We start from the raw sequence: 21,730 nt of genomic DNA, 5'->3' as shown, positions 1-21,730 counted from the left end.
GCTTCGGAGCTCGAACTGCGCCGTGAGAAACCGGCCAGCGGCTTCTTGTCGGTCACGGGTTGCGCCCGTCCGGCGTACCGGACGGGTGCTGAAGACGGTCGCGCCTAGAACCGCGAACTCAGGGATACGAAGAACGAGCGACCGATGATGTCGTACGTTCCCGGCTGGGTCAGGCCTGGCGTGCCCGCGATCTGCAGGGGAGCCACGTCGAACAGGTTGCTGATCCCGCCGCTCAGCCGCACCTTGTCGGTCACCTGCACGCCAAGGCTGAGGTCGAAGATGTCATAGGCAGGTACGCCGGCCGCCGGGCTGGCGGGGCGGGTAACTGCAGTGACGTCGCTCATCGCCGGCAGGTGGCGCCAGCGCAGACCGGCCTGCACCGGGCCGACGCTGTAGCCGACGCTGGTGAAGATCTTCGACTTGGGCAGCGGCAGGCCAACCGGCGGCGTTGTCGCGGCCTGGGTACCGTCAATCGTTCCGGAATAATCGACGAACGCCGCGCCGGGCAGGATCTGAACCTCGTAGCTGTTGAGGAAATTGACCACCAGATTGACGTTCAGCGTGCCGGGCATGATGCCGGCATCGGCCAGATTCACCTTCCAATCGGCCTGGATATCGATGCCGCTGGTGCGCAGGCCGCCCAGGTTCAGATAGGGCGTCGAGACGGTGTTGATGCCGCCGGTGCCGTCGCGGCGGATCAGCTGGCAATAGAGATTGCTGGCGGCATAGGTCGGGTTGCTGCCGTCCAGATTATAGCATTTGTTCATCGTCGTGACGCCCGACACCTGCGAGATCACGTCGGAGATGCGGATGTCGTAATAGTCGACCGACAGTGAGAAGCCCGAAGTCCATGGGCTGTTGAACGGCGAGCGGAGCACCGCGCCGAAAGTGATGGTGTCGGCGGTCTCGGGCTTCAGCGCGGTGCTGCCGCTGGAGACCGTGCCGATCGCGACCGTGGTGTACTGATAGGTATCGACGATCGCCGAGGGCACGCCGGTGGCGATGCACAGCGCGCGCATCTGGGTGGCATTGGCACCGCTACGCGCCGAGGAACGGACGTCGCACGGATCTCCAGCACCCGGCGGCGAACCGATCTGGGCCTGCGCGGTCTGCGCCGAACTATAGAGTTCGCCGATATTGGGTGCGCGGATTGCGCGCTCGTAACCGCCGCGGATCAGCAGCGGTGTGATCGGGCGCCACGACCCCTCGATACGATAGGTGCTGAACGATCCGGTGACGTTATAGTCGGAGTAGCGATAGCCAAGGTTGAACTCGAGGCTCTCGGCAAAGGGCATGTCGCGCAGCAGCGGGACGAGCAGTTCGCCTGCGATTTCCTTGACGTTGAGCGATCCGGCCGCAGGCACGCTGCCCAGCGTACCGATGATGTCGTTATTCTCGCGCGACGGATCGGGATCGTACTCGAAGCTGTTCTCGCGATAGGTGCCGGTGAGCGAGAAGCGCACATCGCCGCCGGGAAGCGGGAACAGCTTGCCGGTGATGTTGCCTTCGATGATGTCCTGCGTCGTGCGGGTATAGTCGTGCGTCCGCGCCTCGATATAGTCGCGGCAGGCGCGCGACACGCTTTCCTGGTTGCGGATGCCGAACGGGTTGAAGCCGCCCGCGCAGATCGATGCGCCGCCGTCCGCGGCATAGAGCAGGGTTCGCATCCGCGACAGGAGCAGCGCCTTGTCCTGCGTCTCGACCATGTCGACCGAGTCATGCAGGCCGTAAATGTCGAACGACCAGCCCGGCGCGATATCGCCGCGCAGGCCGACGATGAACTGGGTGGTGTTCACATCCGCATGGAATTTACGATCCTCGAACCCGGTAAAGCGCGAGTTGAGGGTGAAATCCGCAGTCGGGCTGGGCCGCGAGGCGAGGACCGTCGCAAGGGCCGCCGGGATGAAGGGATTGGTGACCGGCATGGTCGGGATTACGAACACCGTGGGCGACCAGCCGACCTGCCCGGTCACGCGGGTGTTGGTATGGAGGATCTGCCCATAGGCGGTCAGACCGTCGTTCAGCTCATACTCGACCTTGCCGAACACATTGTAGCGCTCCATCGGCTGGACGATATATTCCTGCATCGCCACCGGCTGGCGGACGGTGCCGCCGAAGGTGGAATAGAAATTGGTGGTCGGGCCCTTGTAGTTGACCGCGCCGACCTGGCTGAACAGCGTCCCGTCGTCGTTGAAGCCCAGGCTGCGCGAATTGGGCACCGTGCCGGCCGCGACGCCGTAACCGGCGAACACCGAATTGACGACCGCCTGCTGCGGCAGGTTCGTTGCCGAAGGCACATAGGTGCCGGTCGAAATGAACGACGACAGCACGCCGAGCCCGAAAAAGTCCGAGCGCTCATGGCCCCACAGCACGTTGCGCCGCGAATAGGAGAGCGACAGCATCGCGCTGCCGCGTCCGTCGGCGCTGCGGATGCCGCCCGTGCCCGAAATGTCGAACGTCCCTGCATCACCCTGGAAGCTCTGGCCGTAGCGTGCGTCGAGCTGGATGCCCTCGAAATCGCGGCGGGTCCGGAAATTGACCACGCCCGAGATCGCGTCCGAACCATAGACCGCCGAGGCGCCGCCCGAGATCGTCTCGACGCTCTCAAGGATGCCCGGCGCGATGTTGTTGATGTCGACGACACCGAACGCGCTCGACAGCGGCAGGCGGCGGCCGTCGAGCAGGATCAGGTTGCGCGTTTCGCCAAGACCGCGAAGGTTCAGCGTCGCGCGGCCGCCATTGGCCACCGCGCCGATCGCGCTCTGGCTCTGGCCCTGAGCGAATTGCGGCAGCTGGTTCAGCGTGCTTTCGATATTGACCGAGGGTGTGCTGGTCAGCGTGTCAGTGCCGATCGTCACGATCGGGCTGGGCGACTGAAAATCCTGACGGGCGATGCGCGATCCGGTGACGACGATCAGCCCGCCTTCCTCGGCTTGTGCCTCCGGCTCTTCCACCACCGGTGCCTGGCCGGCATCCTGAGCATGAGCGGCAGGCGCCCAGGCCAGTGCGCAGGTCGCGATCGAAGATAGCAAAACGGTCCGCAGCATAATCTCTCCCCTCATTTGTCGGCGCGCCGTTCGAACGAACGCCGGATCGGCCGCCTTGTCCCGACGGCATGGTCACGGTGATGGGGATGGAGACCGAAAGCCCGCACGAGGACATGCACGGCGAAACCACGCCGCGCCCACGCTTTTTGCAGGCGACCTGACAACCTCCCCAATGGCGCCGACTTGATAACGCGACGCTCTTTCTACGCTTCGATATTTGCATAACGTACCAGTTAGTACAATAGTGATTTTCGACCCCGGCGGAACGTGACACGCGACCGTGGGAATATTAAGCAACTGGATAGTTCATGATTGGAGCAACGCGCTTGCGCACTTCCATCGCCACCGTCTCGATCAGCGGCACGCTCGAGACGAAACTGCGCGCCGTGGCCGAGGCTGGCTTCGACGGCGTCGAGATTTTCGAGAACGACCTGTTGTCCTTCCCGGGAACCCCGCGCGAAGTCGGAGGAATCGTCCGCGACCTCGGCATGGCATGCACGGTGTTCCAGCCGTTCCGCGATTTCGAGGGCATGCCCGGTGATCTGCGCAGCCGCACCTTCGACCGCGCCGAGCGCAAGTTCGACGTGATGCAGGAACTCGGCACCGATCTGGTGCTGGTCTGCTCCAACTGCTCACCGCAATCGCTGGGCGAGCGGAGCCGCATTCTCGACGATTTCGCCGAACTGGCGGAGCGTGCGGCGAAGCGCGGCCTGCGCATCGGCTATGAGGCGCTGGCCTGGGGCCGGCACGTCCATGACCATCGCGACGCATGGAGCGTGGTGCGCGACGTCGCCCATCCGGCACTGGGATTGATCCTCGACAGCTTCCACTCGCTGTCGCGCAACATCCCCTCGTCGAGCATCGGCGATATCGATCCGGCGAAGCTGTTCCTCGTCCAGATCGCCGACGCACCGCGGCTCGACATGGATTATCTCTCGTGGAGCCGCCATTTCCGCAACATGCCGGGGCAAGGCGACCTGCCCGTCGCCGATTTCGCGGCGGAGATCTTCCGCATCGGGTTCGACGGCTTCTGGTCGCTCGAGATCTTCAACGACCGGTTCCGCGCCGGATCGGCTTCGGGCGTCGCGCTCGACGGGCTGCGCTCGCTGCATGCCATGGCGGACGAGGTCGCCCGCCGCCCGCGCCCCCCGATCGCGCCCGCCATGCCGGGCCCGGTCGCCGCCGAGCGTGTCGCCTTTGTCGAATTCGCCGCCAATGACACCGAAGCCGAAGCATTGGGGAACATGCTCACGACGCTCGGCTTCGCGGCCGTAGGTCGGCATCGCCGCAAGGCAGTCGAGCGCTGGCGGCAGGGCGAGATCAACATCGTCGTCAACCGCGATCCCGAAGGCTTCGCGCACAGTTTCGACATGGTGCACGGCGCGTCTGTTTGCGCGATCGGCGTCAGCGTCCGCGACGTGCCCGCGGCGCTCGAACGCGCCGCCGCGCTGTCGATCCCGCAATTCGCGCAGGCGGTGGGGCCGGAAGAGATGCAGATCCCCTCTGTGCGCGGGGTCGGCGGCAGCCTGATCTACTTCATCGAGGCGGGCACTGAAGAGACCGTGTGGGAGAGCGAGTTCGTCGCGATCGAAGGTGCGGAAGCCGCGGTCTCGGGCATTGGACTCGCGACGGTGGATCACATCGCGCAGACCATGTTCTACGAGGAGTTTCTCAGCTGGCTCCTCTATTATGTCGCGCTGTTCGACGTCTCGAAGACGCCTCAGGTCGAGGTCGCCGATCCGCTCGGGCTGGTGCAGAGCCAGGCGGTCGAATCGCCGGGCAAGCAGCTTCGCATCACGCTGAACGGATCGATGGCGCGCGAGACGCTCAGCTCGCGCTTCCTCCATTCCTATATCGGTGCGGGCGTCCAGCATCTCGCCTTCGCCACCGATGACGTCTTCGCCGCGGCGGAGCGTGCGCAGGCGCTGGGGCTGGAGCGACTCGAAATCTCGCGCAACTATTATGACGATATCGAAGCGCGTTTCGGTCTCGACCCGGATCTGGTCGAGCGGATGGCCGGCCTCGACATATTGTACGACCGCGACGGCGATTCGGAATATTTCCAGTTCTACAGCCGCGCCTTCGGCAAACGCGTATTCTTCGAAATAGTGGAGCGCCGGGAATATGCGGGCTATGGCGCGGTGAATGCCGCGATCCGGCTGGCGGCGCAGTCGCGCTTCAAACCGGATGTCGTGGCCTGACTGAAGGGACCCGTCCGGCGCAATGAAGCAGATGAGCAAAGCCAGCCTGCGCGCGGCACTTGCCGAGAGCACCCGCACGAATATCCTCGAAGTCGCGCTGGCGGAATTCGCCGACAAGGGACTGGCGGGCGCACGGATCGACGAGATCGCGGACAAGACCCATTCATCGAAGCGGATGATCTATTATTATTTCGGCGGGAAGGAAGAGCTGTACCGCGCCGTGCTGGAACAGGCCTATCGCGGCATCCGCGAGCGCGAGCAGGCGCTGGAATTCCAGACCCTCGACGCGGAAGCCGCGCTCCGCGCGATGATCATCCATACGTTCGACTATCATGTCGAGCACCCGGCCTTTGTGCGGCTGGTGATGAACGAGAATATCCTGCACGGCGCACATATCAGCGAAGTGAAGGAAATCCGGGACCGCAATCAGAGCGTGGTCTCGGCGCTCCAGTCGATCCTCGACAAGGGCGTTGCCGAAGGCGTGTTCCGCAAGGGAATCGATCCGGTCGGGCTGCATTTCACGATCAGCGCACTGTGCTTCTACAACGTATCGAACCGCTACACGCTGCGTGCGATCTTCGACATCGACCTGTCGGTGGCCGAGGCGCGCGACAAGCGCCGCGAGCAGGTGATCGACGCCGTACTGGCATCCGTCCGCGCCTGACCTGCTTGCCCGATCTCCTTCGGCTCGACTATGTACGATCTGGTACATAGGAGAGACACATGTCGAAGCTGGTCCGTCTTGCCGGCGCCGCGATGTTGCTGGCGCTGTCCGCATTGCCCTGGTCCGCACAGGCGCAGCGCAGCTTCGAGGTGGCCGACCGGCCGGTCCTCGACGATCGCTATCCGGTCCGGAGCACCGCCTTTGCCGGGGGCGTGACCGGCCTTTCGGACATCGTCTTCTCGACAATCCCGGGATACCGCCCGCTCCGGCTCGACCTCTATCTACCGCCCGAGGCGATGCGCGCGAAGCCGCGTCCGCTGGTCATCTATGTCCATGGCGGCGGCTGGTCCGGCGGGCATACCCGACATGCCGGGGCCTCCGCCAACTTCCCCGATGTGCTGGCCGCGCTGGCGGGCGAGGGGTTCGTGGTCGCGTCGATCGAGTATAGACTGTCGGGCGAGGCCAAGTTCCCTGCGCAACTCCAGGACGTCCGCGCCGCGATCCGTTTTCTCAGGGACAATTCGGCACGTTACGGAATCGATCCGGCGCGAGTCGGCCTGTGGGGCGGATCGGCCGGCGGACACCTCGCGGCGCTGGCGGCGCTGACCTGCGGCGTGCCCGGCATCGACTCGAGACCTGCAGGCAGCGAATGCGTTCAGGCCGCGGCGATCTGGTACGGCGTCTTCGATTTTCCGGCGATGATGGCAGCGCCCGACGGCGCGCCGCTGGCGCTTCTCGGCTGCACGGCCGGCACCCCCTGCCCGGAGGACCGGATCCGCGCTGCCAGCCCGCTATCCTATCTCGACCGCAACGACCCGCCCTTCCTGCTGATCCACGGCACCGCCGACCGGGTCATCCCCGCAAGCCAGTCTGCGACTGCGCTGGAGCGGATGCGCGCGACCGGCATTCCCGTCGAGGCGATCCTGATGCCAGGACTCGACCATAGCCTGATCGGCGCGACCCCTGCGGAGACGCGCGACGGCACGGTCCGCGCGCTCAACGCGACCTTCGATTTCTTCCACCGCAGGCTCGCCGCACACTGAGCAAAGGCCGTCGCATTCTACGTGTATGTACTGGTTCGTACATTTCGCTTTGCGTGACGCGTTCGCTGAGCTAACGAGAACCGACAACGCCGCCCGGACGATCGGATCAGGGTGCGCAGCGGAGGGGTATCGTTCGGAATGGCCGGGACAATTCACGTCTTCAACGGACCCAATCTAAACCTGCTCGGCGAGCGCGAACCCGAGATTTACGGCCACGACACGCTGGCGGATATCGAGGCGATGTGCCGCGCCGAGGCGCAGGCCGCCGGCCACGACCTCGCCTTCCATCAGACCAATGCCGAGCATGAGATGGTCGATCTCATCCAGGCCGCGCGACGCGGTGCAGCGGGGGTGGTGATCAATCCCGCGGCGTTCAGCTATGCCGCCTATCCGGTGCTCGACGCACTGAAGCTGTGCGATTGCCCGATCGTCGAGGTGCATATCAGCAACATCCATCGGCGCGAGGCCGAATGGCGCTCCAAATCGATCATGACGCAGGTGGTCACCGGCATCGTCTCGGGCCTCGGCGTCCATGGCTATGCGCTGGCGGTGCGCCACATCGCCTGGCTGCGGGAGCGCGGATGATGGCCACGGCGATGCGCCCCACCCATGTCCGCTTCGGCATCCTCGCGCTGATGACGCTGGCGACGATGCTCAACTATCTCGATCGCTCGGTGATGGGCGTCGCCAAGCCCGCGGTCGTCGCCGAGCTCGACATCTCGCCCGCGATGATGGGGCTGATCTTCTCGGCTTTCTCCTGGACCTATGCCTTTGCCCAGATCCCCGGCGGCGCAGTGCTGGACCGGCTGGGCGTGCGGCTCACCTATGCGGGATCGCTGATCCTGTGGTCGGCCGCCACCGTCGCACATGGCTTCATGACCAGCGTGGCTGGGCTGTTCTCAGCCCGGCTCGCGCTGGGGCTGAGCGAAGCGCCCTGCTTCCCCTGCAACAGCCGCATCCTGAACCACTGGTTCCCGCAAGGAGAACGCGCGCGGGCGACCGGCGTCTATTCGGTGGGGCAATATGTGGGGCTGGGGTTCATGATCCCGGTGCTCGGCTGGATCGTCGCGAGCTGGGGCTGGCGCTCGCTGTTCTTCATCGTCGGCGGGCTCGGCATCGCCTTCGGGATGATGTGGTGGGCGCTCTATCGCGAACCGCACGAGAGCAAGCGGGTCAATGCGGCCGAACTCGCGCTGATCGCGGATGGCGAGGAGACCGTCGTCGCTGCGGCACCGCGCGTGCCGTTCACGCTGCGCAACATCGGCCGCCTGCTGTCGAAGCGGCAGATCCTCGGCGCATCGATCGGCCAGTTCTGCGGCAACTCGACCCTGGTGTTCTTCCTCACCTGGTTCCCCAGCTATCTGGCCGAGGAGCGCGGGATGGACTGGCTGCGTTCGGGCTTTTCCGCTTCGCTGCCCTATATCGCCGCGTCGATCGGCGTTCTGCTGGGCGGCGTGGTGTCGGACCGGATCATCCGCGTCACCGGATCGGCCACGCTCGGGCGCAAGCTGCCGATCATCGCCGGCCTGCTGATGACCTCGACAATGGTCGCAGCCAATTATGTCGAGAGCAACGCCGTGGTGATCGCGATTATGTCGGTCGCCTTTTTCGGGCAGGGCATGGTCAATCTCGGCTGGACCCTGATCTCCGACGTCGCGCCCAAATCGATGATCGGGCTGACCGGCGGCGTGTTCAACCTGTGCGCGAACCTGGCCGGGATCATCACCCCGATCGTGATCGGCCTGGTCGTCCAGTGGACCGGCAGCTTCTATGGCGCACTGGCCTATATCGCCACGCTGGGGATCGTCGGGGCGGCGGCGTACATCTTCATCCTCGGCCCCGTCGAACGGGTTACCCTCGAATGATCCAGGCAAACCGCATCCTCGCCGGGCTGGTCGGGCGCGACATCCTCGCGTCGCGCTCGCCCTGGCTGCACGAGCATGAGGCCGACGCGCAGGGACTGCGGCTGGTCTATTCGCTGTACGACTTCGCCGCGCGGGGCTGGAGCGAGCGGGACCTGCCGCATCTGCTCGACGCCGCGGAGCGGCTGGGCGTGGCAGGGCTCAACATCACCTATCCCTATAAGCAGGCGGTGATCCCGCTGCTCACCGGCCTGTCCGCCGAAGCCGAGCGGATCGGCGCGGTGAACACGATCCGGTTCGAGGGCGGCCGCCGCATCGGGCACAACACCGACGTGATCGGCTTTTACGAGAGCGTGCAGCGAAGCCTTGCCGGGGCCACGATGCGATCGGTCGTGCAGGTCGGCGCGGGCGGGGCCGGATCGGCCACGGCGCAGGCGTTGCTCGATCTCGGCGTCGAGTGCCTGACGGTGTTCGACGTCGATGTGGTCAAACGCGATGCGCTCGTCGCCAAGCTGCGCGCGGACTTCGGCTCGGACCGAGCAGCTCCCGGCCTCGATCTGGAAGCATCGGTCGCGCGCGCCGATGGGGCGGTCAACGCCACCCCGATGGGCATGGCCAAGCAGCCGGACAGCCCGGTGCCGCCGCGTTTGCTCCGGCCCGAACTCTGGGTCGCGGACATCGTCTATTTCCCGCTCGAGACCAGCCTGCTGCGCGAGGCCCGCATGCGCGGATGCCGGACGCTGAACGGCAGCGGGATGGTGGTGTTTCAGGCTGCAGCAGCGTTCGACATCTTCACCGGCCTGACCGCCGACCGCGACCGCATGCTGCGCAGCTTCGTCGAATCAGCGCGAGCGCAGGACGCCGCCTAGACGATCTCGAACAGTCCGGCGGCCCCCATGCCGCCCGCGGTGCACATGGTCGCAACGACATAGCGCACACCGCGCTTCCGGCCCTCAATCAGGGCATGGCCCAGCACGCGCGATCCGCTCATCCCGAACGGATGCCCGATCGCGATCGCGCCGCCATTCACGTTGAACCGCTCCGGATCGATGCCCAGCGTGTCGCGGCAATAGAGCGCCTGGCTGGCAAAGGCCTCGTTCAGCTCCCACAGGCCGATATCCTCGACCTTGAGCCCGGCACGCGCGAGCAGCTTTGGCACCGCGAAGACCGGGCCGATCCCCATCTCCTCGGGCGCGCAGCCTGCCGCCTGGAAGCCGCGATAGATGCCAAGGATCGGCAACCCTTCGGATTCTGCGGTCGCACGATCCATCACCAGCTGCGCTGAAGCGCCATCCGAAAGCTGGCTGGCATTGCCCGCGGTCACATATTTGCCCTCGACGACCAGTTGCCCGCCCTTCCAGACAGGCTTGAGCGCGGCGAGCGCTTCGGCCGTGGTGCCAGGACGGATGCCCTCGTCGCGGCTTGCGGTGACCTGCTCCGAGCCGGTCCGGTTCCCTTCCCTGTCGAACAGCGCCTTCTCGACCGTGATCGGCACGATCTCTTCGGCAAAGGCGCCTGCTTCCAACCCCGCCGCGGCGCGCTGCTGGCTTTGCGCCGCATAGTCATCCTGCCGCTCGCGGCTGATGCCATAGCGCTCGGCGACGATCTCCGCGGTCTCGATCATTGCCATATAGGCGTGGGGCTGGTTCGCGGTGACCGACTGGTTGACGAAGCGCGGCGCATCCTTGGTCACCGTATGGCTGATCGACTCCATGCCCCCGGAAAGCGCGACGTCGATATCGCCAGCGATGATCGATCGCGCCGCCAGTGCCAGAGTCGTCAGGCTGGATGCGCATTTCCGGTCCAGCGTGAAGCCGGGGACTTCCAGCGGCAGGCCCGCCGCGAACGCCGCCATTCGCCCGGCATTGGCGCCGGTCGTGCCCCATTGATTGCCCACGCCCCAGAAGATGTCGTCGATCCGCGCCGGATCGACCCCGGCCCGCTCGATCGCCGCGTTCATCACATGGCCGGCCAGCACCGGCGCCTCGGTCGCGTTGAAATAGCCGCGATAGGCCTTGCCGACCGGAGTTCGCGCCGTGCTGACGATGGCGGCTTCGCGCATGATAATTCCCTTGAAGCTAGAGCCGGGCGATCCGGAACAGGTCGCTGGTCCTCAGATAATGTTCGGCGCCGTGCATTCGGGCAACGAGGTCCAGCGCCGGGGCATCGATCTTGCCCGCATCCGCATCGAGGATCGCCGCATCGTCGATATGCATCGCAAGCACGTCGCCCAGCACGATGGCCCGCCCTGCCTCGATATCGACCACCTGCCGCAATCGGCATTCATAGGCGACCGGCGCCCCGACGATCCGCGGCGGCACGATATGCTCCGACGGCACCGAATCGAGGCCTGCCAGCCTGATCTCGTCGACCGCTGGCGCATGCGCGCCGCCCGTCAGGTTCATCGCGTCGGCCAGCGCATGAGGCACCAGATTGACCACGAATTCCCCCGTCGCCCGGATATTGGCGAGCGTATCCTTGGGGCTGCCATCCGCACGCGGCTGCATCCCGATGGCCAGCACCGGCGGCCAGGAAGACATGGCGTTGAAGAACGAGAAAGGCGCAGCGTTGCGCGTCCCGTCAGGCGCCTGAGTCACCACCCACGCAATCGGACGCGGCACGACCGTCGCCGTGACCAGCCGCGCGCATTTGACCGCGTCCAGCTCCGCGACGTCGAACCGCATCGGCTCAGCGGCCGTGGAAGACCGGCTTGCGCTTCTCGCGGAACGCGGCGAGCGCTTCCTTCGTGTCCTCGGTATTGGCCAGCGCCGCGGTCTGGGTCTGCTCGTAGCGATAGCCGTCGCGCAGCGGCATCTCCTCGGTCAACCCGAACGAGCGCTTCGCCGCGACCACCGCCAGCGGCACCTTGCCCGCGATCTCGGCCGCGATGGCGCGGGCCTCGGGCAGAAGATCATCGGGTGCGAGGCACGCCGAGGCGACATTCATGCGATACAGTTCGGGACCGCTGATCCGGCGCGCCGTGTAGATCATCAGCCGAGCATCCGACGGGCTGAACGACCGCAGCACATGGCGCACGCCGCCCGCGAGGCCGTAATCCACTTCGGTCATCGACAGGAACGCCTTGTCCGACACGAGCAGGATATCGCTGACCAGCGCCAGCACGCATCCGGCGCCGATGGCCGCGCCATTAACCGCGGCGATCACCGGCTTGGGGCATTCCATCACCACGTCGAACGCGGCACGGACCAGACGGTTGTGACGCGAATAGCCGCCCGGTTCATCGGCAATTGCCGAACGCTCGGACAGATCGGCGCCGGCGGAGAAGGTCTTGCCCTCACCAGTCAGGATGATCGCGCGCACATCGCGGTCGAGGCCAAGAATGTCGAAGATGCGGATGATCTCTTCGCGGAACTGGCGCCCCTGCGCGTTCACCGGCGGGGCAGTGATCGTCACGGTCGCGACATGATCCGCAATCTCGACGCGGAATTTCTCCAGCTGTTCGAGCCCCTTCATCCTGCTTCTCCTTCAAACGGCGGCAGCGCGTAGAGCTGCGCCGGATTGTCCACCAATATCGCCTTTCGAACCGACGGGTCAGCCGTCCAGTCCGCGAAAATATCCAGCATCCTGCCCGCGTCCGGCGCCGGGTCGAGCCGGACATAGGGCCAGTCCGATCCCCAGAGCAGCCGTCCGGGCGCAGCCTGAACCAGCGCATCGTGGAACGGGCGCACATCGCCATAGTCCGCCGCTGCTCCGAAGAAACGGCACAGGGTCAGCTTCACCCAGATATCGCCGCCTGCCATCTGCTCGACGATGCTGCGGAACGCCGGATCGGCCGCGCCGCGCACCCGGTCGGGCGAGGCCATGTGATCGAGCACCAGCGGCAGACCAAGCTTCAGCAGGCCGGGCAATGCCTCGGCATATTGATCGGCGCTCGCCCAGAGCTGGGCATGCAGGCCATGTTCGCGCATCCGCGGCGCAAGCGCCTCCAGTGCGTCGAACCCGATACTGCCGGGATAGCGGGCGCCACCCGGCGCGCGCATCTCGACAAAGCGCAGCCCAACGATGCCCCGAGCCGCCCAATCGGCCAGATCGGCATCCGAAATATCCGGCGAGGCAACCGCAACCCCACGAAGCGCGCCGACCGATCCCTCGATGGCCGACAGCATCGCCGAGGGGTCATCACCATAAGGTGCCGGCTGGGTGAGGACACCGTACGACACTCCAATCGTCTCGCGGAGCCCCTTGTGAACCGCGGGCGGCGCATCGGGCAGCGCATAGACCGAGGCTTGTTGCGGCGGAAACCGGTCGAACGGTCCGAAGACGTGACTGTGCGCATCGACCGCACCCGCAGGCAACGGCAATGCCGGCCGCGACGCGAGCGGCGCGGCGACGGTCTCGACCTGCACCATCGTCAGCCGGCCAGCTGGCCGGGCGGCAGATCGATCAATGTATCCGAGTGCGGCAGCGGCTCGTCGGCTTCGTCCGGCACCGGGATCCGGTGCGCGTTCAGCGTGATCGCCACCAGCGTGTAATAACCGATCACCGCCGTCAGCTCGACCGCGCCCCGCACGCCCCAGCGCGCTTTGATCGCGGCATGCAGCCGGTCGGAGACCTGCCCCTGCTGCTGGAGGCACCGGGTATATTCATAGACTTCGAGCTCGGCCTCGTCGTGGAAGACCGGGGGCTCGCACAGCCGGATCGCCGTGATCACCTGCGGATCCAGCCCGGCATCGGTCGCCGCCTGCGCATGGACATACCATTCGACCTGGCTCGACCAGCGCCGCCCGCACACCAGGATGGCCAGTTCGTTCAGCGTCTTGGGCAACTGGGTGTTGAAGCGCAGATGCTCACCGAAGCGCGACCACAAGGCCGCCAGTTCGGGGCTGTGGATCGCGGCCAGCAGCGGTCCGATCATCCGGCCGCGCGGACCGGCGATGACCGAGTCGTGGATACGCCGCTGTTCGGGCGACATCTCGTCGGTCCGCAGCAGCGGTACGCGCGGCTTGGCGCGGGCGCCCTGCCCTGTTTCGGTCGAAACCAGATTCATATGATTCCCCGGTTGGCGAGCGCGGCGCGCTCAGCCTGAGTGATTCCGATTTCGGCGAGCACTTCGTGCGAATGCTGGCCGAGCAAGGGTGGCGCATGATCGAAGCGTAGCGGCGCGTTGGCGAAGCGCATCGGGCTGACGACCTGCGGAACCGTGCCCGACAAGGGATGCGGCAGATCGCGCAGCATCTCGCGATGCCTGAGCTGCGCATCTTCGAACAGCTGCGGCACCGTGTTGATCGGCGCGGCGGGCACGCCCGCCTTTTCCAGCGCCGCGACGATCTCGTCCTTTGCAAAGCGAGCGAACTCGGCGGTCAGCAACACGGTCAGCTCGGCATTGGCCCGCACGCGGGCGGCATTGGTCGCGAAGCGCGCGTCCGACGCCCATTCCTCGCGGCCCAGCACGCGGCACAGGGTCGCGAACTGCCCATCATTGCCCACCGCCAGCACGAAATGCCCGTCGGCACAGGCGAACACGTCCTGCGGCTGAATGTTGGGGTGACGATTGCCGCCACGTACGGGCACCTTGCCCGAAACGAGATGGTTCATCGCCTGATTGGCGAGGAAGGCAGCCGAGACGTCGAGCATGGCGAGATCGATCGTGTCGCCCTCGCCCGTCTCGGATCGCTTCGCCAGTGCCGCGAGGATCGCCACCGCCGCATACATGCCGGTCATCAGGTCGACGATCGGTACGCCGACCTTTTGCGGCCCGCCGCCGGGCATGCCGTCGCGTTCGCCGGTCACGCTCATCAGCCCGCCCATCGCCTGAATGGCGAAATCATAGGCGGCCTGTTCGGCGCGGGGGCCGTCCTGGCCGAAGCCGGTAACGGAACAATAGATCAGCCGCGGATTGATCGCGCGCAGCGACGCCGCGTCGAGTCCATAGCGCCCCAGCGCGCCGACCTTGAAATTCTCGATGACGATGTCCGCCGTCTCGGCCAGCTTGCGGACGATCGCCTGCCCCTCGGGCGAGCCGATATCCAGCGCGAGCGAACGCTTGCCGCGATTGACCGAGAGATAATAGCCGGCCTCGCGCGTCGGATTGCCGTCGCGGTCGTTCAGGAAGGGCGGACCCCAGCTGCGCGTATCGTCGCCAGCACCGGGCCGCTCGACCTTGATCACATCGGCGCCCAGATCGGCGAGCATCTGCGTCGCCCATGGCGCGGCCATGATCCGGCCGAGATCGAGCACGCGGATATGCGAGAGGGGGCCGGTGCGCGGCTCAGGCATCGACCACCGCCGTGGCCTGTGCCGAGGGCCGCGCGCTGAACGTTTCGTGCCATGCGGCAAGTTCGGGCCGCCCGGTGCGCCAATTCAGATTGGCGAAGCGGAAATCGAGATAGGACAGGCAACAGCCCACCGCGATATGGCCGATGCCAAAGGTCGCGGCAGCCATGGCCGGGGCATATTCCTCCAGCCGGTCGAGCGAGAGCGCGGTCTTGGTGGCAAAAGCATCAAGCCACACGTCGAACTGGATGCCCGGATCCTTCTCGCGCTCGTTGCGCCACAGGATCACCATGTCGAGCAGCCCGTCGCCCAGCGAATGCCACAGCAATTGCGCCCAGCGATCGGGCCCCGGCGCGGGGAACAGGATGCCGCCCCCGGCGAGATGATCGAAATATTCGCAGATCGTCAGCGAATCATAGAGCGGCGATCCATCCGGCAGCACCAGCGTCGGTATCTTCGACAGTGGATTGTCGGGCAACAGGTCAGGATTGGGCCGCAGCATCGTCGTGACGGTGCGCACCCGGTCGATCTCGCCGTCCAGCCCGAGTTCATGCGCCGCAAGCATCACCTTGCGCACGAAAGGCGACTTGGGCGACCAATGCATCGTCATTCGTTTCGGCGGCTGCCCGGTCATCCTAACCCCAAAGTCTGTTCTTATGGCCTTTTGTATATTAGGACGATCGCCGACGTCAACAAAATGGTCGCCTTGATCCTGATTTTGCAGCCGAAGTGGCGCGAAAGGGCCGTCAGCCGCCCGCGCGGTCGCGGGCCAGCATCGCCATCAGCTCGGGCAAGCGTCCCGCCGCATCGTCGCGCAGCTTCGCGTAGAGGCTGTTCCCATGCGAATCGATTGCGACGGTCAGCGGACCCAGATCGCGCACGCGCAGCTTCACCAAGCGATAATGCGCAACGAGATCGTCCCAGCCAACCGCGCTAACCGATTCGATTGCCGCCGACAGCAGCTGACACCCGCCGCCCAGGAATGAGAGATAAGCGCAGCCGGTCTCCTGCATCGCCGCCGCCGAAGCGTCGTCCAGCCCGCCCTTGCCGCCCACCAGCCGCAGATCGAGCGACCGGATGAACTCCGGCATATATCCGTTGAACCGCGTGCTGGTGGTCGGGTTCATATAGCGCACGCGGAGGCCCTCCACCGTGTCCTCGCTATAGCTGCCGAGATGGAACAGCGTACCGCCTTCTAGCGGAAACGGCAGGTCGCACTTCCCCGCAATCGCCTCGCGAATCCGCTGATGGGTCGGCAGGCCCGCGGTGATCGCGATCTCGCCCGAGAGGATCACCAGATCGCCGGCGCGAAGCTCGGCCACGTCCGCCTTGGTCAGCGGCAGTTGCAGATGGTGCGTCCGCATCACTCCACCCGCTCCACCCGGCCATCGGCATGAATGCGCGCCTGGGTCCGGCGGTTGATCCAGCAGTTGAAGCACACCGCGACCGGCGTGAATCCGTGCCCGGCCGAGTAATCGATATGCACCGCCAGCGCGGTGGTATCCCCGCCGGTGCCCATCGGGCCGAAGCCAGTGGCGTTGACTGCGCGAGTCAGCCGTTCCTCCATCGCCGCCAGCACCGGTTCGGGATTGGTCGATCCGATGTGCCGCAACGTGCTGTTCTTGGCGAGCTTCGCCGCCTGGTCGAACGTCCCGCCGATCCCCACGCCGATCACCACCGGCGGGCAATGCTGCGATCCCGCGGTCAGCACGCATCGCATCACATATTCCTCGATCTCCTCGAGGCTGGGGAAAGTGAAGATCTCCAGCGCCGCCCAGCGGCCCGAACCAAGCGCCTTGGGCTGGCAGATGATGTCGATCGTGTCGCTGTCGAACACGTCGAAGCTGATCAGCGGCATGTCCTTGCCCTGATAGCCGCGCTCGTTGGTCAGCGGATTGGTGACATGCTTGAGCAATGGCGGGTCGATCCGCTGCACCAGCGAGTCGAATCCTTCGCGGATCGCGGCCTTCACGTCGCCAGAGAAACCACAACGCGTGCCGTACTTCACGAAATAGACCGGCACGCCATTGTCGGAGCAGACATAGCCGTTGTTCGCGGCAGCACGCTCGGCGCTGTTGAGCATCATCGTCAGCGTGCTGCGTGCGACTTCGCTGCTCTCGATCTCACGGGCGGCACGGATCCCCGCCAGCGCATCCTCGGGCACCGCGCGCAACGACCAGTCGTAGAGCGCGGCGGTCAGATCGCAAATGGCTTCATGGGTGATCATAACACTCCGATACCCCGTTTCCCGGTGCTGCCGCCGGGTCGACAAACCCCTAGACCCGCCTGCCCCGCGCTTGCAAGGGTCATAATGTTATCCTATAGAGAAATCGAAGCCGCAAGGCGAGTGTACAGGAGACGGAAGTGCGGAACAGCGCGATCGAGGTGCGGCCGATAAACGGATATATCGGCGCCGAAATCGGCAATATCGATCTCGCCGAGCCGATGAGCGAACAGACGCTGATCGATGTCCGTCAGGCGCTGGCCGAGCATGGCGTGATCTTCTTCCGCGACCAGAACCTGACCGCCGAACAGCATGACGCCTTCGCTCGCCGCTTCGGTACGCCGACCGACATCAACTTCGTCAAGACGGTCGACGGATACGCCAATATGTCGGTCGTCTCGAAGGAAGAGGACGAACTCAAGAATATCGGCGGCGGCTGGCATGCCGATCAGACCTATTACGAAAAGCCCCCCTTCGGCGCGGTGCTGGTCGCGCGCGAATTGCCCAGCTTCGGCGGCGACACGCTCTTCTCGTCGATGGCCGCAGCCTATGACGCACTGTCGGACGGCCTGAAGGAAACGCTCGACGGGCTAAAGGCCGTCCACAGCAACGAGAAATTGCTGCGCAGCGCGACCCGGCTCAACACCGCCGGCGCCACCCCGCAATATGCCACGCATCCGGTGGTGATCCGCCACCCGGTGACCGGCCGCAAGTCGCTGTTCGTCAATCGCGCCTATACGCTGCGCTTCGACGGCTGGAGCGAAGAGGATAGCGAGCCGCTGCTCAAGCACCTCTTCATCCACGGCCAGCGTCCGGAATTCCAGGTCCGCTTCAAATGGAGCCCCGGCACGGTCGGCTTCTGGGACAATATCCAGGTGTGGCATTATGCCGCGAACGACTATCAGGGCCAGCGCCGCGTGATGCATCGCGTCGCGGTCCAGGGCGAGGCACTGATCCCGGCATGACCGCTACCACACGCGAACGACTGGTCGTCACCGGCCCGATCCCCGACGAACTGCGCAACCTGCTCTCGCGGACCCACGAGCTGGTCGAACTGGCCGACGCCCGGCCGGACGAACCCTTCCGCATCGCCGTGACGACCAGCATGAAGGGCTTCGACGCCGCGACGATGGATCGCATCCCCGGCCTGAAGATGATCGCCTGCAACGGCGTCGGCCTCGACAAGATCGATCTGCCCGCCGCCGAACAGCGCGGCATCCGCGTCGACAACACGCCCGGCGTGCTGACCGAGGATGTCGCTGACGCCGCGATCGGTCTGATGTTCGCCATCGCCCGCCGCATCGTCGAAGCCGACCGCTTCGTGCGCGCGCATCGCTGGGGACCGGAAAAGATGCCGCTGTCGCGCCGCATCTCGGGCGGGTCGCTAGGTGTGGTCGGCATGGGCCAGATCGGTCAGGCGATCGCCCGGCGCGGACAGGGCCTCGGCATGACCGTGCGCTACACCACGCCCAATGCGAAGCCGGAACTGCCCTGGGAGCATGTCGCCGATGTTGCCGCGCTGGCCGAACAAAGCGACGTGCTGATCCTCGCCTGTCCGGGCGGTCCACAAACTGCGGGCATGATCAACCGCGCGGTTCTGGAGAAACTGGGACCGCAAGGGTTCCTCATCAATGTGGCCCGCGGCGAAGTCGTGGACGAGGATGCATTGATCGAAGCGCTTGCCGCGCGAAGCATCGGCGGCGCGGCGCTCGACGTCTATCGCAGCGAGCCGAACATCGATCCCAGCTTCTTCGATCTCGACAATGTCGTGCTCCAACCCCATTATGCTGCACTTACGGCTGAAACGCGCGCCGACATCGCATCCAAGCTGGATCGCGACATCGCCGCGTTCCTTGCCGAAACCGTTTGACTGGGCTGGAGCACCCCTTGACCGAAGCGAATATGCGGCCGGATCTGACGCTGAGCGCGGTGCCGCGTTACGTGCAGCTGGCGTCCCTGTTCCGCGGCCGGATCGGCTCGGGCACCTGGCCGGTCGGCGCACAGATTCCGACCGTCGACGATCTGGTCGACGAATGCGGCGTCGCCCGCGCGACGATCCGCCAGGCGCTGGGCGTGCTGGAGAGCGACGGGCTGATCAAGCGCTATCGCGCCAAGGGCACCTTCGTCGAGAAATCCCCCGCCGAGCAGATCTGGTGCGAAGTGCAGACCGACTGGTCGGGCCTGTTGCTGTCGCGCGAGGGCGCCAAGATCGAAGTTCTGTCGGACACCGCCAAGGTCGCGCCGCCCGAGATCCAGATCGATTACGGCCAGCTCGCCCCGGCCTATCGCCACCTGCGCCGCCGCCATTCGCGCGACGGCCAACCCTATATGATCGCCGACGTCTATGTCGACGAACGCATCCGCAAGCTGATCCCGGCCGCCGCCTATCGCAACGAGACCGCGCTCAAGCTGATCGCCAACCGTCCCGGCATCGAGATCACCGATGCCCGCCAGACGCTCACCATCGGATCGGCGGATGTCGAGACCGCGCGCGAGCTGGGCGTGGCGCTCAACCTGCCGGTCGCCTTCGTCAATCGCGTCGCGGTGGACGACAAGGGTCAGGTCGTGCTGATCGCGCGCGGCATCTATCGCGGCGACGTCGTCCATCTCGACATGCGGCTGAAGTAAACTTCAGCCGCGTTTCCAGCTGAACCCGTTCTCGCCCGGATGGGCGCGGGCAACGGCTTCGTCGACATCGGCGCCCCAGCCCGGACGATCGCTCAGCACAAACTGGCCGCGCTCGACCTGGTTGGGTTCGGTCAGCAGCGCGTCGTGCCACGGCATCACATCCGCTTCGTGTTCCTGAATGCGGAAATTCGGAATCGCGGCGCAGAAATGCGCGCTCATCAGCGCGCCGAGCGGCCCGGCCGAGCAATGCGCGGCGACGTTCACGTCATAGGCGTCGATCATATGCGCCATCTTCATCGTCTCGTGCAGCCCGTTCCACTGCCCGTCGATGATCGCGACATCGACTGCATAAGCGTCGAGGAACGGACGGACATTGCGGCGGCCGAGCTGCATCTCGAGGCTGGCGATCGGCGTGGTCGTCGAATCGCGGACGACCTTGAGCGATCCGGCATCGGGCATATCCATCTCGATCCACATCAGATCGAACGGCTCACAGGCGCGGGCAAGCTGGCGGAAGCCCTCGACCTTGAAGTTGAAGTTGACGTCCAGCGCCAGCCGCACCCCCGGTCCCGCGCCATCACGCAGCGCACCGAGCTGGTCGACCAGCGCCGAAATCGTCCGCGAGTCCAGGTTCATCGCCGGCTGGCCGCGCATCATCGATGATGTTGTCGGGTCGTCGAAGCGGATAAGGTTCGTTTTAAGCGCGGTGTAGCCCGCCGCCGCGACTTCCTCGCCAGCGCGCTTCAGATCGTCGAGCGAGCGGACGCCGGGCTTGCCGATCACCTGCTCGAACGCCGTCGGGAACCCCGCCCGGAACAGGCCGCAGTGCGACCAGTAAAGCTCGGTCGTGTTACGCACCTTGCCGCCCAGCAACTCATAGACCGGCACGCCCAGCGCCTTGCCCTTGATATCGAGGCAGGCGTTGAGAATTGCGCCCGATCCGCGCTGGAACAGGCTGCCGGGGGCAGGCCGCTGGAGCTGATAGAGGCTGGCGTCGATCGCGTTGAGGTTCAGCGGATCCTTGCCGATCACCCGCGGCGCCATCGCCGCCAGCACGCCCGGGATCGCCTGATGCCCGCTATACTCCGCCCAGCCGGTCAGCCCCGAATCGGTGGTGACCTTCAGATACGAGATGACGGTCCAGCCGCCATCGACATGGATGCTTTCGAGGCCGGTGATCTTCATCACGCGGCATCCGGGTCGGCGGGGTTGGCGGCTGCAGACGGTCGCGCGGCGAAGCCCGCATACCAATCCGCGAGACCCGGACGGCCTTCGCGCCAGCCCAGATCGGCAAAGCGGAAGTCGGTAAAGCCCAGCATGCAGCCGATCGCGATATGGCCGATCGAGAAGGGTGCCGCAGTAAGCGCTCCGGCCTCGCTTTCCAGCCGGTCGAACCCTTCGAGGAAGCGCGTGCGGTATCCGTCCATGAATGCCTGCGACCGCTCGCCATCTGGGCGCAGCGATTCGTTGCGCCACAACAGCAACTGTTCGAGCAATCCGTCGCCCATCGCCTGCCAGCGAAGCGCCGCCCAGCGTTCCGTTCCCTGCGGGAACAGTCGCGGGCCATCGTGCAGCGTATCGAGATATTCGCAGATCACGCGCGAATCGGTGAGGGCCAGGCCATCGTCCAGTATCAGCACCGGAATCTTGCCCACCGGATTGGCGGCCAGCACATCGGCGTTAACCTTGGGCTGGGCGATGGCCATCGCGACGCGCTCGATCTGCGCCTCGGTACCGGTTTCGGCTGCGACGATGGAGACCTTGCGCACGAACGGCGAGCGCGCCGACCAGTAGAGCCTCATCAGGGATTTCCTCATCCTGTTTTGA

The 21,730-nt window shown here is 65.5% G+C and carries 21 protein-coding genes; 9 read left to right on the top strand and 12 right to left on the bottom strand.

All coding sequences use genetic code 11. The features are described from left to right. Positions 1 to 104: 104 nt before the first annotated feature. Complete coding sequence (locus tag P1X14_RS10105; protein WP_277315231.1) at positions 105 to 3,047, bottom strand: TonB-dependent receptor; 2,943 nt, start codon at positions 3,045 to 3,047, stop codon at positions 105 to 107. A gap of 326 nt (positions 3,048 to 3,373) precedes the next feature. Here P1X14_RS10105 and P1X14_RS10100 point away from each other — a divergent pair, with 326 nt between their 5' ends. From P1X14_RS10100 to P1X14_RS10075, 6 genes are all read left to right on the top strand, one after another. Beyond that, on the top strand, positions 3,374 to 5,248 hold the full coding sequence (locus P1X14_RS10100; RefSeq protein ID WP_277315230.1) for a sugar phosphate isomerase/epimerase and 4-hydroxyphenylpyruvate domain-containing protein: 1,875 nt from the start codon (positions 3,374 to 3,376) through the stop codon (positions 5,246 to 5,248). A 22-nt stretch (positions 5,249 to 5,270) separates the two neighbouring features. After that, positions 5,271 to 5,912, top strand: coding sequence for a TetR/AcrR family transcriptional regulator (locus P1X14_RS10095; protein WP_277315229.1), 642 nt, complete (start codon positions 5,271 to 5,273; stop codon positions 5,910 to 5,912). Positions 5,913 to 5,971: 59 nt separating this feature from the next. Beyond that, a complete protein-coding gene (locus P1X14_RS10090) occupies positions 5,972 to 6,955 on the top strand; it encodes an alpha/beta hydrolase (protein WP_277315228.1) in 984 nt (327 codons plus the stop codon). Between the two features lie 138 nt (positions 6,956 to 7,093). Then, a complete protein-coding gene (locus P1X14_RS10085) occupies positions 7,094 to 7,540 on the top strand; it encodes a type II 3-dehydroquinate dehydratase (RefSeq protein ID WP_277315227.1) in 447 nt (148 codons plus the stop codon). Continuing rightward, positions 7,540 to 8,820, top strand: a complete 1,281-nt coding sequence (locus P1X14_RS10080) for an MFS transporter (protein WP_277315226.1) — start codon at positions 7,540 to 7,542, stop codon at positions 8,818 to 8,820. Before P1X14_RS10085 ends, P1X14_RS10080 begins: the two co-directional genes overlap by 1 nt. Further along, on the top strand, positions 8,817 to 9,686 hold the full coding sequence (locus P1X14_RS10075; protein WP_277315225.1) for a shikimate dehydrogenase: 870 nt from the start codon (positions 8,817 to 8,819) through the stop codon (positions 9,684 to 9,686). Before P1X14_RS10080 ends, P1X14_RS10075 begins: the two co-directional genes overlap by 4 nt. Here the strand turns inward: P1X14_RS10075 and P1X14_RS10070 are convergent. The 9 genes from P1X14_RS10070 to P1X14_RS10030 form a co-directional block, all read right to left on the bottom strand. Then, positions 9,683 to 10,879, bottom strand: a complete 1,197-nt coding sequence (locus P1X14_RS10070; RefSeq protein WP_277315224.1) for an acetyl-CoA C-acyltransferase — start codon at positions 10,877 to 10,879, stop codon at positions 9,683 to 9,685. The two genes, P1X14_RS10075 and P1X14_RS10070, sit on opposite strands and share 4 nt — an antisense overlap. A gap of 16 nt (positions 10,880 to 10,895) precedes the next feature. Further along, positions 10,896 to 11,501 (bottom strand): flavin reductase family protein, encoded by a 606-nt coding sequence (locus tag P1X14_RS10065; RefSeq protein ID WP_277315223.1) that lies wholly within the window; start codon positions 11,499 to 11,501, stop codon positions 10,896 to 10,898. A gap of 4 nt (positions 11,502 to 11,505) precedes the next feature. Next, positions 11,506 to 12,291, bottom strand: coding sequence for an enoyl-CoA hydratase/isomerase family protein (locus P1X14_RS10060; RefSeq protein WP_277315221.1), 786 nt, complete (start codon positions 12,289 to 12,291; stop codon positions 11,506 to 11,508). Then, positions 12,288 to 13,187 (bottom strand): amidohydrolase family protein, encoded by a 900-nt coding sequence (locus P1X14_RS10055; protein ID WP_277315220.1) that lies wholly within the window; start codon positions 13,185 to 13,187, stop codon positions 12,288 to 12,290. Before P1X14_RS10055 ends, P1X14_RS10060 begins: the two co-directional genes overlap by 4 nt. A 2-nt stretch (positions 13,188 to 13,189) precedes the next feature. Then, positions 13,190 to 13,825 (bottom strand): carboxymuconolactone decarboxylase family protein, encoded by a 636-nt coding sequence (locus P1X14_RS10050; RefSeq protein ID WP_277315219.1) that lies wholly within the window; start codon positions 13,823 to 13,825, stop codon positions 13,190 to 13,192. Further along, on the bottom strand, positions 13,822 to 15,054 hold the full coding sequence (locus P1X14_RS10045) for a CaiB/BaiF CoA-transferase family protein (RefSeq protein WP_277315218.1): 1,233 nt from the start codon (positions 15,052 to 15,054) through the stop codon (positions 13,822 to 13,824). Before P1X14_RS10045 ends, P1X14_RS10050 begins: the two co-directional genes overlap by 4 nt. Then, a complete protein-coding gene (locus P1X14_RS10040; RefSeq protein ID WP_277315217.1) occupies positions 15,047 to 15,661 on the bottom strand; it encodes a glutathione S-transferase family protein in 615 nt (204 codons plus the stop codon). Before P1X14_RS10040 ends, P1X14_RS10045 begins: the two co-directional genes overlap by 8 nt. A 136-nt stretch (positions 15,662 to 15,797) precedes the next feature. After that, entirely contained in the window at positions 15,798 to 16,415 is a 618-nt protein-coding gene (locus P1X14_RS10035; protein ID WP_277315216.1) for a fumarate hydratase C-terminal domain-containing protein, read from the bottom strand. Then, the gene (locus P1X14_RS10030; protein ID WP_277315215.1) at positions 16,415 to 17,278 is read right to left on the bottom strand and encodes a fumarate hydratase; all 864 of its coding nucleotides are present in this window, start codon (positions 17,276 to 17,278) and stop codon (positions 16,415 to 16,417) included. The genes P1X14_RS10035 and P1X14_RS10030 overlap by 1 nt, the downstream gene beginning before the upstream one ends. A 137-nt stretch (positions 17,279 to 17,415) precedes the next feature. Here P1X14_RS10030 and P1X14_RS10025 point away from each other — a divergent pair, with 137 nt between their 5' ends. Genes P1X14_RS10025 through P1X14_RS10015 form a run of 3 tightly spaced genes read left to right on the top strand, consistent with a single transcriptional unit; the run spans position 17,416 to position 19,903 of the window. Then, a complete protein-coding gene (locus P1X14_RS10025; protein WP_277315214.1) occupies positions 17,416 to 18,240 on the top strand; it encodes a TauD/TfdA family dioxygenase in 825 nt (274 codons plus the stop codon). Then, complete coding sequence (locus P1X14_RS10020) at positions 18,237 to 19,145, top strand: 2-hydroxyacid dehydrogenase (RefSeq protein WP_277315213.1); 909 nt, start codon at positions 18,237 to 18,239, stop codon at positions 19,143 to 19,145. Before P1X14_RS10025 ends, P1X14_RS10020 begins: the two co-directional genes overlap by 4 nt. Before the next feature lie 17 nt (positions 19,146 to 19,162). After that, positions 19,163 to 19,903, top strand: a complete 741-nt coding sequence (locus P1X14_RS10015; protein ID WP_277315212.1) for a GntR family transcriptional regulator — start codon at positions 19,163 to 19,165, stop codon at positions 19,901 to 19,903. A gap of 3 nt (positions 19,904 to 19,906) precedes the next feature. Here the strand turns inward: P1X14_RS10015 and P1X14_RS10010 are convergent, their stop codons facing one another. Then, positions 19,907 to 21,088 carry a mandelate racemase/muconate lactonizing enzyme family protein gene (locus P1X14_RS10010; protein WP_277315211.1) on the bottom strand — a complete coding sequence of 394 codons (1,182 nt, stop codon included), beginning with the start codon at positions 21,086 to 21,088 and terminating at the stop codon, positions 19,907 to 19,909. Further along, positions 21,088 to 21,705 carry a glutathione S-transferase N-terminal domain-containing protein gene (locus P1X14_RS10005; RefSeq protein WP_277315210.1) on the bottom strand — a complete coding sequence of 206 codons (618 nt, stop codon included), beginning with the start codon at positions 21,703 to 21,705 and terminating at the stop codon, positions 21,088 to 21,090. The genes P1X14_RS10010 and P1X14_RS10005 overlap by 1 nt, the downstream gene beginning before the upstream one ends. Between the last annotated feature and the right edge of the window lie 25 nt (positions 21,706 to 21,730).

The organism is Sphingomonas sp. AOB5 (genome assembly GCF_029433115.1).
Classification (GTDB): domain Bacteria; phylum Pseudomonadota; class Alphaproteobacteria; order Sphingomonadales; family Sphingomonadaceae; genus Sphingomonas.
This window is presented reverse-complemented; position numbering and strand designations above follow the sequence as displayed.

What these genes read in the sequence shown, in the direction of transcription:
- P1X14_RS10105 (WP_277315231.1), bottom strand. Translation starts at nt 3,047, where the DNA reads ATGCTGCGGACCGTTTTGCTATCTTCGATCGCGACCTGCGCACTGGCC.
- P1X14_RS10095 (WP_277315229.1), top strand. Translation starts at nt 5,271, where the DNA reads ATGAAGCAGATGAGCAAAGCCAGCCTGCGCGCGGCACTTGCCGAGAGC.
- P1X14_RS10090 (WP_277315228.1), top strand. Translation starts at nt 5,972, where the DNA reads ATGTCGAAGCTGGTCCGTCTTGCCGGCGCCGCGATGTTGCTGGCGCTG.
- P1X14_RS10085 (WP_277315227.1), top strand. Translation starts at nt 7,094, where the DNA reads ATGGCCGGGACAATTCACGTCTTCAACGGACCCAATCTAAACCTGCTC.
- P1X14_RS10080 (WP_277315226.1), top strand. Translation starts at nt 7,540, where the DNA reads ATGGCCACGGCGATGCGCCCCACCCATGTCCGCTTCGGCATCCTCGCG.
- P1X14_RS10075 (WP_277315225.1), top strand. Translation starts at nt 8,817, where the DNA reads ATGATCCAGGCAAACCGCATCCTCGCCGGGCTGGTCGGGCGCGACATC.
- P1X14_RS10070 (WP_277315224.1), bottom strand. Translation starts at nt 10,879, where the DNA reads ATGCGCGAAGCCGCCATCGTCAGCACGGCGCGAACTCCGGTCGGCAAG.
- P1X14_RS10065 (WP_277315223.1), bottom strand. Translation starts at nt 11,501, where the DNA reads ATGCGGTTCGACGTCGCGGAGCTGGACGCGGTCAAATGCGCGCGGCTG.
- P1X14_RS10060 (WP_277315221.1), bottom strand. Translation starts at nt 12,291, where the DNA reads ATGAAGGGGCTCGAACAGCTGGAGAAATTCCGCGTCGAGATTGCGGAT.
- P1X14_RS10055 (WP_277315220.1), bottom strand. Translation starts at nt 13,187, where the DNA reads ATGGTGCAGGTCGAGACCGTCGCCGCGCCGCTCGCGTCGCGGCCGGCA.
- P1X14_RS10050 (WP_277315219.1), bottom strand. Translation starts at nt 13,825, where the DNA reads ATGAATCTGGTTTCGACCGAAACAGGGCAGGGCGCCCGCGCCAAGCCG.
- P1X14_RS10045 (WP_277315218.1), bottom strand. Translation starts at nt 15,054, where the DNA reads ATGCCTGAGCCGCGCACCGGCCCCCTCTCGCATATCCGCGTGCTCGAT.
- P1X14_RS10040 (WP_277315217.1), bottom strand. Translation starts at nt 15,661, where the DNA reads ATGACGATGCATTGGTCGCCCAAGTCGCCTTTCGTGCGCAAGGTGATG.
- P1X14_RS10035 (WP_277315216.1), bottom strand. Translation starts at nt 16,415, where the DNA reads ATGCGGACGCACCATCTGCAACTGCCGCTGACCAAGGCGGACGTGGCC.
- P1X14_RS10030 (WP_277315215.1), bottom strand. Translation starts at nt 17,278, where the DNA reads ATGATCACCCATGAAGCCATTTGCGATCTGACCGCCGCGCTCTACGAC.
- P1X14_RS10020 (WP_277315213.1), top strand. Translation starts at nt 18,237, where the DNA reads ATGACCGCTACCACACGCGAACGACTGGTCGTCACCGGCCCGATCCCC.
- P1X14_RS10010 (WP_277315211.1), bottom strand. Translation starts at nt 21,088, where the DNA reads ATGAAGATCACCGGCCTCGAAAGCATCCATGTCGATGGCGGCTGGACC.
- P1X14_RS10005 (WP_277315210.1), bottom strand. Translation starts at nt 21,705, where the DNA reads ATGAGGCTCTACTGGTCGGCGCGCTCGCCGTTCGTGCGCAAGGTCTCC.